Consider the following 11766-nt stretch of genomic DNA (forward strand, 5'->3'; position numbering starts at 1 on the left):
ACATCACTTTATTTCTTAATAGGAATCCACATCTCACATCTATAATTTTCAGAGAACATATCTCCTACAGGAAATATCTCAAGATCTGGTGCACAATCATGCCGATATCCCATAGATGGCATCCACTCTGAATATATCCTTCGAAGGAGATCCTGCAAAGCTTCTGGTGCTGGTCCTACTGCTTCAAATGCAGCCCAAGTTGCTGCTGGAACGACTTCTGAAACATATCCTTTCGGAATAGTGCCTTGGATTTCCTCGATTGCTATCATATAATTAAACTCATATTTATATTTATCAAATCCCTTAGATATACCTAGAACACCAAGCTTACCTGCTTTTGAGGAAATCCACTGGTATGAACCATCCTTCATACACTCCTCCCAAAACTTAGGAACCTCACTAAAGTTTTGTTCATCTAGCATAGTTACTCTTGTTTGTTTACCTATTACTGTAAAACTTCCTTTATCAAGAATCCTATAATTTATATCTTTATCTCCCTTTATTGAAATATGAAAAGATAACTTTGGATATGCCTTAAGATTTACCCCAGACTCACGGGCTGCAGTGGGACTTATTCCATACATTTTTCCAAAAGCCTTTGTAAAGGCTTCAGGGGTTTCATAACCATACTTATATGCTACATTAATAATCTTTTCACCAGATATAATATCTTGTACAGCCAGTGTAAGCCTTCTCCTCCTTATATACTCAGCTACTGTAACACCTGTCATCATATGATACATCCGCTGAAAGTAAAATGTAGATGATAAGGCAATTCTTGCCGCCTCTTCAATATCAATCTTTTTAGTAATATTAGCCTCTATATATTCTACTGCATTGTTCATTGCATTAAGCCAATCCATAAAACTTGTTCCTCTCTCTTTCTATGATAAATAATTTTCACCTATTTGTCCTGTCTTTAAATGCTTTCTAATGATAGGTTATAATGTTTTATATTATATGGCAGCGGCGAAGCACGACCTTTGAAATCCACTACTCTTTCTAAATATAAAAATGCACCAGCATTTGCTGGTGCTAATAAAATAAAAATTTTAAGACATTTTTAAAAACGGTTAACCTACTTCTAATTCTGTATACGAGGTGTAAATCCAGTTATAATTAATGTTGACCATGCACTATCTTCATTATCAATCCACTGGCATTCCACATCTAAATATTTAAGCCACGCATTAAGTCCATAACTTTTCTTACTTATGTTAGGAGATTTTCTACCATGCTGTTCTTTTATAACCTCTAGCAATTCAATTTGCTCATCCTTACCTAACTCTTTATTTACTAATTCTAGTACTACTTCTAGACATTCTGTATATGCTCTTCCATCTCCAAGATAAATTTCATCTGAATAAATTTGTCTTTCCTTATTTAAAACATCAATAATTTCATTAATTTCTTCTTTATTAGATAAGTAATACTTTGCTCTTCTTAAAGCTTCAATGTCTCCATCTAATTTGTTTATCTTCTTCTCTAAACTTTCTTTCATCATAAACATACTCTCTTTTCATATTTTAATTGGTCTTCATTAAATACCTTTAATAAAGACTAATTAATTATACCAGTAATAATATATTATTGCTATTTATCTTTGTATTTAAATTTCATTATTATTTAGATATAGATTTTTTATACACAAGGTTATATAATTAAATTCATTCAAAATATTATAATCGATTAGGTTTAAATGTGATTTATATTCAATTTCGCAAATCTCAAACCATAACGCAAAAACCACTAATTCTGTATAAAAGTTGCCCTCCCCCTAGATAAAGTTTGGTTAAAGTCCTAGTCCACGGAAACATAAAAACACACATGAAAAATAGGGCAAAATGCCATAAGCCTTTGATACCAGCTTATCCCATAGGTTCTCTCTCCTTTTTTCATATCAACACTTAACAAAAAAACCTTCATTACTTATGACACGGTTCTCCGTGTTAGTTATACCATAGACTTTTCAAATTATGCATATAATCGCCCAGGCTGGATTAACTAAAAGAAAATCCCCATCATCTGGGGATTCTCCTTCTTTATTCTACGCTTGGATTAAGTATTTATAATAGTTTTCCAAGCTCCGTGTTCTTTAGCAATTCACCTAACGGTATATTTTTTAATGGAAGTTTATCAATGCCAAGACATGTCTTTGCTGCATTAATTAATACACGAATATCATACTGACTTGGATATACAGGGTCTACTTGCTTTTCAAGACCCAGCAGTCCGTATACAGCCATCATTGCGCTTCTTACAGAATATTCTACTGTGAATACGCAGTCTTCAGGAATTTCTGCAAACTGTCCTAGGAAGCCAAAATTCTTGCTTCCTGCTGGAATTACATTAGGCCTATCCCCTGCTACACGAGGCATAAAATGTGAAGTAATGTAAGGCATCATGCTAGGGATTACATTGACTGTATGTGCTAGAATCTCAGGAATTCTGTCTTTTAAGCCCATATGATAAAGCAGCTCTTCAAACATTTCACGTCCTGTACATTCTGAGAAAGTCTTTTTAATATAGTCCCCTGGAACGTCCATATTCAATGCATATGCCCAAAGTACCTTTACATTATCCGGTTGACCTATAAAGTGTGGATGCTTTGGAACAACCCAACTCATAAACCAGCTTGAATCTTTTATTGTAACAAGTCCACCCATACCAGGCTTATCCCCTGTAAGCTTTAGGATATATGGGAATACAATATCATCATCCTTTAAGGTTATAGTAAAGGACATCCATTTTGTCTTATCAATATCACTGCAGAATTTTTCTGGATGACCAAAGTCTGGTGACTTCTTCGCCATTTTTTCCCATACGCTGAAACAGCCTTTATCCTCAGATCTATTTAAAATTGCAGCATGGTCAAGATCACCTTTTGTTGTATTCTCAGTCATGGAACCATTAGTAAATAATACTATATCATCGTTCTTTACATTAAGGAGTTCATTCTTACCATCTTTAATATAGTGGATTGCTGTAGCTACTTTTTCATTATTTGAAAGATCAAAATCTATATCTGTAACCTTACATCCGGTTTCGAAGCATACATCATGCTCCTTAAGCCATGTAATAAGAGGAAGTATTAAAGAATCATATTGATTGTATTCAGTATGAAGAATACCTTGTAATTTATTCATACCACCAATTAAATGCATGAATCTTTCCATATAACGCTTAACTTCAACTACACTATGCCACTTTTCAAAAGCAAACATTGTTGCCCAGAAGTACCAGAAGTTTGTTTCAAAGAAGCTAGGTTCAAAATATTCTCCTATTGTAGTTGCTCCAAGTGCTTCTTCAGTCATCATATGAAGTTTTGCAAGTTCCATTGCATTCTTCTTTGATAATCCAAGGCTTGAGAAATCAGCCTTTTCTCCTTGATTTTCTACTAATCTGCAGTGAGATTCAATAGGTTCTTCTATATTAAGCTGACGAAATTCATCTAATACGCTTTTATTTTTATCATTCAATGATGGGATGAAACTGAAAAGTTCCATAAAGCATTCAAAATGCTCTTCGATCTCTCTTCCACCTCTTGCAGAATATCCTTTTTCCGCCATTCCTGCAGCATCCATGGAGCCGCCGAAAACATCAAGCTGTTCAATTACGTGAATGTTTTTTCCTGGCATATGTCCATCTCTTATTAAAAATGCTGCAGAAGCTAGAGAACCTATTCCCCCACCAATCAAATATGCTTTTCTTGTTTCAATATTCTTTGGTGCAACTGGATTGATTCTTTGATAATTATTCATATGAAATCCTTCCTTTCCTATAGTAAGGGATAGCCGAAGAAGAACTTTTAAGCATCCCTAAATGATTTGACGTTGTCTGATATACTTATAATATTACTTATTTTAAGAACTTTATTCAAATAACAAAAAAAGCATCTGTGAAAAATTTTCACAGATGCAATAAAGTGTGTAAATTATAGAGGCACATCACGTATTATATATAGCTGAAGTTGTTTTTCTATCATTAACTTTCATAATTCTCAGTATGGTGCCACCCAGCATTCTTTCAACTCTGTCGGCAATATCTTCTTTCTTTTCTTTAAGACCAGTGCTGAGCCATTCCAAAAACTGTCCGGTTATTGCGTAAGAAAAAAATACTGCTGTTTCCTTCTTTATTTTTTCATCAACATCCATCTCTCTTGTTATATCCTTTATAACTCCTTCTAATACTTTAGTAAATGTCTTACACAAAAACATCTCAAGATGTTCACGACCTAAAGATTTAGTTGTATTAATACAGATGGTTTTATTATCTATTGTATATTGGAGAACAAGAAAGAGCCCGGTCTTCCAGTTATTTAAGCTGCAGCATTGATCAAGCTCCTCAATAACTTCGTTCTCAAATATCCATCTGAGTAAATCATAAACATCATGAAAATGATTGTAAAAGGTATGTCTTGTAACTCCACATGTATCTGTGACCATCTTTACTGTTATTTTATTTATTGGAGTTTGTTTCATCAATTGCTTCAGAGAAAGAGCTAATGCATTTTTTGTAACATGTGATGTAGACATAGAATCAATCATTCCTTTCTTCGTGTTCAATGTACAAAGCTTGTAGAAGCTGTACTTTAAATGTGATAATCAAAAACCATACTACAATTACATAGCGTTTAAACCTTAACCTTCAATAATTATTTCATTTGTAATGCCAATTCTATATATCCACAATCCCAACCTGCGGCACATTAAGCTTGCGAATCTGGCGTCTAGCATAGAAGAAAATGCCTACCTGTCCGATTCCCGCCAGCGCCCAAGTGACCGGGTAGCAGGCAAAAAGCATAACCTCTGTAGGATACCAGGTAAAGATTGTAGCCAGCCAAAGAATTCGCATAAGACAGGCACCTACTAGTGTGGAAATCATAGGCGATATAGAATAGCCCATGGCACGGGTTAGCCCTGGATACACGTTCATCATGCCGCAGGTGAAGAATGCAACCATCATGATATTAATACGCAGCATGCCAAGCTTAATGACCTCTGAGTCGGATGTGAAGATACCAAGCAGTTGCTTTCCAAAAATCACTGTCACACCACCTAGGAGAATCCATGTGGCAAAGATTAATACTGTACACACTTTTGCAATGGTGTCAATTCGATCATATTTCTTTGCCCCCATGTTCTGTCCAGTAAAAGAAATTGCTGCATTATAATAGGCATTCATTGTGGTGCCGATATAATTTTCAACATTGCTTGCAGCTGCACTAGCAGCCACCATGGTGGATCCGAAGGAATTAACTGCTGACTGGATCAGCACATTGGAAATGGAGAACAATAATCCCTGCATTCCTGCTGGCAAACCAATCTTCACAATGTCCTTTAGCTTATGTTTATCAATACACATCTTACGTGGTATGAAACGTACAGCTCCCTCACATCTGTATAGACACATCATAATAAGCAGCACCGAGATATACTCGGAAATGACTGTGGCAGATGCCACGCCAGCTACTCCCATATGTAGTACAATTACAAAAAAAAGATTAAATATAACGTGTAATGTACCGGCAATAATAAGATAGTACATTGGACGACGGCTATCACCTGTAGCACGCAAAATAGCTGCTGCAAAATTGTATACCATGTTAGCAGGCGTACTGATAAAGTAGATTTCCATATATACTACGGACAATCCGATAATATCCTCTGGAGTTCCCATCATCTTCAGCAAAGGCTTACAAAGTATGATGCCTATCACCATGACAATCAATCCACCAATAATGCTGATGGCAATAGATGTATGAACAGATCGACTTACAGCGTCTGGCCGATCTGCGCCACAATCCCGAGCCACAACGACGGTGGTACCTACGGATAAACCCATAAATAAGGTTATAATAAGATTAATGAGTGAAGCTGTGGCCCCCACTGCAGCCAATGCCTTGCTGCCTGAAAAATGTCCTACTACCACCATATCAGCAGTATTAAACAACAGTTGCAAGATATACATTGCCATAATGGGCAACGCAAAGATAAATATCTTCTTGAACAACGGGCCATTGCACATATCTATGTTACGGTTTTGAGAACTCATGATGACATTCGCTTCCTTTACATTCATTGTTTTGAGCTAAATTTGTTTATCAAATGGATATACCTCGTATATAAAATGACCTCCTAATTTTCTCTTGTTTATTTTAATGCAAGCTATTTGATAATACAATACCTGAACTAAATCATCCTATGTTTCTAATCTTTTAGTACATACTTCATTGTTTAATCAAATATCTTTATTTGTCATATAAAAAACCATATTGGATTTCTCCAATACGGCTATATGTATCGTGGGTTTTAGTGGTGGAGGCGATACGCGACCTTTGAAATCCACTATTTTTTATTTTACTTCCTATAAAACACTATAGACTTTTAAGAAATGAAATTATAGCTGAACCAACCTCTTCTGGCCTCTCTTGTTGAGCCCAATGTCCGCAATCCTCAAGAAATATAGTTTGACGGATGTTTGGAACAAGACTCGCCATTTCAGAAATTATTTGATCCATTCCTGGAATACTTAACCCAACATCACGACTCCCTACTATAAATAGGGCAGGAATTGTCACTTTTAATCCATTGAAACAGCTTAATAATTCTCTATTTCTATCTAAATTACGGTAATAATTTAATCCGCCACGAAAGCCTGTTTTGGCAAATGCTTCTGTATAAACCTCTAAGTCTTTTTCTTTAAGCCAAGATGTTATTTTAGGCATTGGTAATGCTGAAAGCAATCCCTTCTCTCTTGATACCATATTAAATGGATTTGGGGTTCCATCATTATCTTTACGTGGTCCTGCATCTCCGGAAGCCGAATACAGCAAATTATGAACTGTAGAATGTACATCTTTCTCGAATTCTTTTTCTGCTACACCTGGTGTTTGGAAATATAGGGTATAAAATAACTCCTCCCTATTTTGTGGAAAAACAGTGGTTGGTGGAATTGGAGGTTGAGGCATCATAGGAACTGTTAATGCTATAATTCCTTTGAATTTATCTGGTCTTAATAATGCTGCATTCCATGCAATTGTTGCTCCCCAATCATTTCCTACTATTACTGCTGTTTCTTCATTTAATGCATCTAACAATCCAATTATATCACCAACTAAATGAAGTAGAGTGTATTGATCAATATTTTCTGGCTGTTCTGTATCTCCATATCCTCTTAAATCTGGTGCTACAACATGAAAGCCTGCTTCAGCTAAAACAGGAATCTGATACCTCCATGAATACCATATTTCAGGGAAGCCGTGAAGCAATAATACAAGTGGTCCTTTTCCCTGTTCAGCTATATGCATTTTAATACCATTTGTTTCAATAATTCTATGTTTTAATCCACTCATTTTACTTCCTCCTTATGCGTACTAATTATAATTAACAGCATAATCGTTTGTTTATAAACACGTGTTGTTAAAGTGATTTGTGCATGCTATGATTATACTGCACTAAAATTAATAGTTCAACCAACAAAAATACTATAATGTTGGTTACTTAATAAAAACATAGTTGTGACATGAATTTAATGAATGTACATACTCGTTAATTTAGAAAGGAAAAAATATGATATCAAAATCTCAAAGAAATTATAAGCAAATAACTAGTACTCGTAATTTAATTCAAGATGCATTTCTTTCATTAGCTAATGAAAAATGCTTTGAAGATATAACTGTTAAGGATATCTCAGAAAGAGCACCAGTAAATCGTTCAACCTTTTATTCTCATTTTGAAGATAAATATAATCTATTAGATTCTTTTATATCTGATAAATTCATGACAATTGTATCAAGCAGGATTCATTCTGATACAAAGTTAACTGAGGAAACTTTACGAGATTTAATTCTTATCATGTATGATTATCACCAATCCATAGGAACTAATTATACAAAATTGTATAATTCAGCAGCTGTACTAATTGATATCAAAGTCCAACTAAAATTACAAGATATCATACTAGCTATGCTAAATAACATTAAATCTTTTCCAAATAATGAACAAGATAAATTAGAATTGATTACTGTTATGATTAGCAGCGGCATATATTGTGCTACTAAGCGCTGGCATAGTAATAGTAACTTGAAAGACGCATCTACATTGGTCAAAGAAGTTCTTCCTTTTATGATTTCTGGATTAAAATCAGCAATTGATGAGGTAAAATAGTTATAAAAAAATCCACGACATTTCTGTCGTGGATTTCATGGTGGAGGCGAGCCTCGTTGAACCCCTATCTGAATAATATATTCTTTATCTCAACTGTCGGCTAAGTCAGAGGAATTACTTCCTCCTTCTCGCCTAAGAACTGTACGTGTCATTTTAACGACATACAGCTCAAGCTCTCATTTATCCGTTTGTCTTTATGGTATTTCTGCTAGCCTTAGTTGTCTTATACGTTTGTAACATTCTTGTTTTTCATGTTTTGTTGGAAGTTCACCTCTTAACGGAAACATCTTATAATATTGTCTGTTACAATAATCCATCTCTTTCTACTTCCACTACGACAGGAGTGAAAAATCCTTGCAATAGCGTCATGACACCCTCTTTTAGGCCTGAAGCCGTATGATATTGGTTCAAACCTAGCTTCCCATTGCGATTCTAGTGCTCCTTTGTACACGGGAAGCTACATTTTCTAATCTGCAATACAATGGCCAACATATCCCAACCATTGCTGCTAATGACGATGCTTAGGGTCGCAGGTGTGCTTTGCAGACTTCTCATGCAAAGCGGACTTGAACATTTTGTTTGTTGCCGTAATGCTTTCAGAATAAATTCAACAAATTATTTTAATTTCTCCGCTATTGAGATAAAATCACAGAACTTATTATAAATATAATTGTATTGTATAACAGTAAACCATGAGGGCAAATCAAGCCTGCTTCTATTAAATTGTCTTTCTTCATTCTTTCCAACATTACCTATAATACCTACTACGATAGGGTATTCAATAAATAGCAAACTTGTTCAATTTTCAGTTGCTGTAATTCCATTTTTCTAGATGACTCATCCTCTGTATATTTTCGCATTTCTCTCATCTATTGCTTTTACTTTCATTAAAGAATCTTTGGTGAAACTAGCCCCTTACCATTAGGATCAAAACCAATATCGCATAGGTCACCGCTATAAAGATGAATTAAAGTTTCTATTCATATCAAACCAGTTCTCCCATGGTCCAAATATTTTTTCATGAGGTTCGATACATCCTCTTCTATATGGAAAACTATCTTTTTTATACAAACCTCTTATCTTTAATCCTGATAATATGCTATTCATGCGCATATCTCTTTCTTCAATAGACTGGCTATATATTAATATTACTCTGTCTCGATGGATTTCACCTTTTAAATACCTATCTGGTTTCGCTTCCTCAGATATGCTATGACTAATTCCAGTACCTAATCTTTGACCCTTATCTGCATATATCAGAGATTTGTTTTTCATCATTTTTCCACTTAAATTATGATCCTTATCTGCCTCCTCTAGTAAAAATAATAGAGTTTCATCTAGATCTGTCAGGTTATCCTCCCAAATTTCAAACTTCCAGCAGTTTATACATTCACCGTTTGGTGTATTGTCTATGTTTGTTCTAAAAATACATCTGGAGCACTTGTTTCCCCAGTCTTCTCCATGTCCAAAATAAACCCAATAATCATCCTCAAAATATGGTACTCGCTTAGTAAGTTCATTAAATTTTGCCTGAGTTTTTTTATCCATTGTTATCTCCTTAAAAAATCACTATTAAATCATATTTCTCTAGAAAGTTCATTTAAATCTTTTCGTCTTGTAAATGAAAGCTTTGGTGATAAAGTATATCCTATAGGTAGTAATACAACGGGAACTTCACCATTCTTACAATCAAGAATATCTATTATTTTATCATCATTAAATGCGCCAACCCAAGTAGAGGAAAGCCCTAAAGCTTCAGCGGCAAGCATTGCATAAGTACATGCAATTGTTGCATCTTGAATACTATATAACTCTTCCCCCCTTCTTCCGTATCTCACCGATGATTCCTCTGTTTTTGCTATAAAAACTAGTACTATTGATGCCTCTGCTATAAAAGCTTGATTCAGCGCAGCTTCAGACAGCTTCGCTTTTACATCTTTAGATTTTACTACTACTACCTCATAAGCTTGTAAATTTCCAGCTGAAGGTGCAGTATTAACAACATTTAATATCTGCGTAATCTTATCCTCTTCAATTGTTTTATCAATAAATTTTCTAATTGAACTCCTACTTTTATATATATTTTGAAAATCATTTATCATAGTTGTCCTACTCTCATATATTCTTCTTTTATTAACTCCGCAAATTCTGGTTTTTGTTTCGATACATTCATTGTGCAATAATCTTCTCATCATAATATTTAAGATCTCTTTTAGGTATTAAACTTTCTCCATCAGCTAGCACTTATTAATTTTTTCTGTTAGCTTTTAACCGTTATTTTTAAAGAGACCATAATTCAGAAATATGAATCATAGCCTCTATCATCTCAATATTAGGTGTTTTATCCTAAAATATTATTTTTTTAATAAGTAATCAACCAATGCCTTATTACCTTCTATACATCTGCCACATCCAGTACCAACTTTAGTAGCAGCTTGTACATCTTCAAAGGATTTAGCGCCGTTTTTAACAGCAGCCACTATATCTCCTGCTGTAACCTTGAAACATCCACATACAATTTGATTTTCATCGATTTTTTTTCTAATTATTAATTCATTTACTAATTGTTTGTTGCCTTCTACACAACGACCGCATCCAGTACCCACTTTTGTAACGGCTTGTACTTCTTCAAAGGACTTAGCACCATTTTTAACAGCATTTTTTAAATCCTGTTCAGTAACATTGTAACATCCACATACTACTTTATCTTCTGATTTAGATTTTATAAATTTTGAAATTATTGATTTGAACATCTTCTTTATCTCCTTTGTATATTAAAATAATTAACTGAATTTATCATTAGTTTATTTGTGTTATATATCTTCACTTTATTTAACTTGATTCAATCTCTCAAGTAATTTTTCAACGTCAATTCCATGAACCGCAGCTGCTTGTTCAATACTTTCAGCTTGTGAAGCAGGGCATCCAATACACCCCATTCCAAAATCCATAAGTACTTGTACCGCTTCTGATCCCATCTTTACGATATCTTTTATTAATGTTTCTTTTTCTACCTTCATTTATATATCTCCTCTCTTTCACTGATACTAATTAGTTAATTACTAATTAGTAATATCACTTTAAAATATTAGGTGTATATTCATACACCCGATAATTTCATTAATAGACTTATTAAGTTATTCTTTTCCTCCGTTGTTAAAACACTAAAGATTTCATTTATATTCTCTACGTGTTTAGGAAAAATATCACCTATCAATTGCTTGCCTTTCTCTGTAATACTAATTAGGTTAACCCTTCTATCCTTGGGGTCTACACATCTTCTCACTAAGTCTTCTTTAGCCAGATTATCTATGACAACGGTCATATTCCCACCTGTAGCTAAAGCTTTTTCAAGTATTTCACAAATTTTTAAATCTCCTTTGTGATACAACATTTCGAGTACAGCAAACTGAGAAACTGTTAAACCTCCCTCTTTAATTGTCCTTTGTTCTTTTTTACGAACCATCTGGCTAGCCCTACTTAATACTATTAATGTCTTTAAATTTAAATCACTTAATTCACCATAAGATATTTTTTCTTTACTCATATAAATAATATATTACTAATTAGTAATATTGTCAAGTACCTTAAAATAGAC

General features: G+C 34.1%; 13 protein-coding genes. 1 reads left to right on the forward strand and 12 read right to left on the reverse strand.

Annotated elements, in window-relative coordinates; all coding sequences use genetic code 11:
* Nucleotides 1–8 precede the first annotated feature (8 nt).
* The 6 genes from ACZ5N4_RS15235 to ACZ5N4_RS15260 all read right to left on the reverse strand — a co-directional run bounded on the left by ACZ5N4_RS15235 (nt 9) and on the right by ACZ5N4_RS15260 (nt 7354).
* The gene (locus tag ACZ5N4_RS15235) at nt 9–863 is read right to left on the reverse strand and encodes an AraC family transcriptional regulator (protein ID WP_464203359.1); all 855 of its coding nucleotides are present in this window, start codon (nt 861–863) and stop codon (nt 9–11) included.
* A 221-nt stretch (nt 864–1084) separates the two neighbouring features.
* Complete coding sequence (locus tag ACZ5N4_RS15240; protein ID WP_464203360.1) at nt 1085–1504, reverse strand: hypothetical protein; 420 nt, start codon at nt 1502–1504, stop codon at nt 1085–1087.
* 562 nt (nt 1505–2066) lie between these two features.
* Complete coding sequence (locus ACZ5N4_RS15245; RefSeq protein WP_464203361.1) at nt 2067–3761, reverse strand: oleate hydratase; 1695 nt, start codon at nt 3759–3761, stop codon at nt 2067–2069.
* A gap of 186 nt (nt 3762–3947) precedes the next feature.
* Nucleotides 3948–4565 carry a TetR-like C-terminal domain-containing protein gene (locus ACZ5N4_RS15250; RefSeq protein ID WP_464203362.1) on the reverse strand — a complete coding sequence of 206 codons (618 nt, stop codon included), beginning with the start codon at nt 4563–4565 and terminating at the stop codon, nt 3948–3950.
* Nucleotides 4566–4677: 112 nt separating this feature from the next.
* Nucleotides 4678–6081, reverse strand: coding sequence for an MATE family efflux transporter (locus tag ACZ5N4_RS15255; protein WP_464203363.1), 1404 nt, complete (start codon nt 6079–6081; stop codon nt 4678–4680).
* 295 nt (nt 6082–6376) lie between these two features.
* Nucleotides 6377–7354, reverse strand: coding sequence for an alpha/beta fold hydrolase (locus ACZ5N4_RS15260; RefSeq protein ID WP_464203364.1), 978 nt, complete (start codon nt 7352–7354; stop codon nt 6377–6379).
* A 217-nt stretch (nt 7355–7571) separates the two neighbouring features.
* Here ACZ5N4_RS15260 and ACZ5N4_RS15265 point away from each other — a divergent pair, with 217 nt between their 5' ends.
* Nucleotides 7572–8168 (forward strand): TetR/AcrR family transcriptional regulator, encoded by a 597-nt coding sequence (locus ACZ5N4_RS15265; RefSeq protein WP_464203365.1) that lies wholly within the window; start codon nt 7572–7574, stop codon nt 8166–8168.
* 194 nt (nt 8169–8362) lie between these two features.
* Here ACZ5N4_RS15265 and ACZ5N4_RS15270 read toward each other — a convergent pair whose 3' ends face one another.
* The 6 genes from ACZ5N4_RS15270 to ACZ5N4_RS15295 all read right to left on the reverse strand — a co-directional run bounded on the left by ACZ5N4_RS15270 (nt 8363) and on the right by ACZ5N4_RS15295 (nt 11715).
* Entirely contained in the window at nt 8363–8485 is a 123-nt protein-coding gene (locus tag ACZ5N4_RS15270; protein ID WP_464203366.1) for a hypothetical protein, read from the reverse strand.
* A gap of 637 nt (nt 8486–9122) precedes the next feature.
* Complete coding sequence (locus tag ACZ5N4_RS15275) at nt 9123–9716, reverse strand: hypothetical protein (RefSeq protein WP_464203367.1); 594 nt, start codon at nt 9714–9716, stop codon at nt 9123–9125.
* Between the two features lie 29 nt (nt 9717–9745).
* Nucleotides 9746–10363 carry a nitroreductase family protein gene (locus ACZ5N4_RS15280; RefSeq protein WP_464203368.1) on the reverse strand — a complete coding sequence of 206 codons (618 nt, stop codon included), beginning with the start codon at nt 10361–10363 and terminating at the stop codon, nt 9746–9748.
* A gap of 159 nt (nt 10364–10522) precedes the next feature.
* Entirely contained in the window at nt 10523–10921 is a 399-nt protein-coding gene (locus tag ACZ5N4_RS15285) for a (2Fe-2S)-binding protein (protein WP_464203369.1), read from the reverse strand.
* Nucleotides 10922–10996: 75 nt separating this feature from the next.
* The gene (locus ACZ5N4_RS15290; protein WP_464203370.1) at nt 10997–11188 is read right to left on the reverse strand and encodes a DUF1858 domain-containing protein; all 192 of its coding nucleotides are present in this window, start codon (nt 11186–11188) and stop codon (nt 10997–10999) included.
* Nucleotides 11189–11268: 80 nt separating this feature from the next.
* Complete coding sequence (locus ACZ5N4_RS15295) at nt 11269–11715, reverse strand: MarR family winged helix-turn-helix transcriptional regulator (protein WP_464203371.1); 447 nt, start codon at nt 11713–11715, stop codon at nt 11269–11271.
* Between the last annotated feature and the right edge of the window lie 51 nt (nt 11716–11766).

The organism is Clostridium nitrophenolicum (assembly GCF_055391695.1).

Bases quoted from the DNA above. Each gene is read 5' to 3' on its own strand.
- ACZ5N4_RS15235 (WP_464203359.1), bottom strand. From the start codon at position 863: ATGGATTGGCTTAATGCAATGAACAATGCAGTAGAATATATAGAGGCT.
- ACZ5N4_RS15240 (WP_464203360.1), bottom strand. From the start codon at position 1,504: ATGATGAAAGAAAGTTTAGAGAAGAAGATAAACAAATTAGATGGAGAC.
- ACZ5N4_RS15245 (WP_464203361.1), bottom strand. From the start codon at position 3,761: ATGAATAATTATCAAAGAATCAATCCAGTTGCACCAAAGAATATTGAA.
- ACZ5N4_RS15255 (WP_464203363.1), bottom strand. From the start codon at position 6,081: ATGAATGTAAAGGAAGCGAATGTCATCATGAGTTCTCAAAACCGTAAC.
- ACZ5N4_RS15260 (WP_464203364.1), bottom strand. From the start codon at position 7,354: ATGAGTGGATTAAAACATAGAATTATTGAAACAAATGGTATTAAAATG.
- ACZ5N4_RS15265 (WP_464203365.1), top strand. From the start codon at position 7,572: ATGATATCAAAATCTCAAAGAAATTATAAGCAAATAACTAGTACTCGT.
- ACZ5N4_RS15270 (WP_464203366.1), bottom strand. From the start codon at position 8,485: ATGGATTATTGTAACAGACAATATTATAAGATGTTTCCGTTAAGAGGT.
- ACZ5N4_RS15275 (WP_464203367.1), bottom strand. From the start codon at position 9,716: ATGGATAAAAAAACTCAGGCAAAATTTAATGAACTTACTAAGCGAGTA.
- ACZ5N4_RS15280 (WP_464203368.1), bottom strand. From the start codon at position 10,363: ATGATGAGAAGATTATTGCACAATGAATGTATCGAAACAAAAACCAGA.
- ACZ5N4_RS15285 (WP_464203369.1), bottom strand. From the start codon at position 10,921: ATGTTCAAATCAATAATTTCAAAATTTATAAAATCTAAATCAGAAGAT.
- ACZ5N4_RS15290 (WP_464203370.1), bottom strand. From the start codon at position 11,188: ATGAAGGTAGAAAAAGAAACATTAATAAAAGATATCGTAAAGATGGGA.
- ACZ5N4_RS15295 (WP_464203371.1), bottom strand. From the start codon at position 11,715: ATGAGTAAAGAAAAAATATCTTATGGTGAATTAAGTGATTTAAATTTA.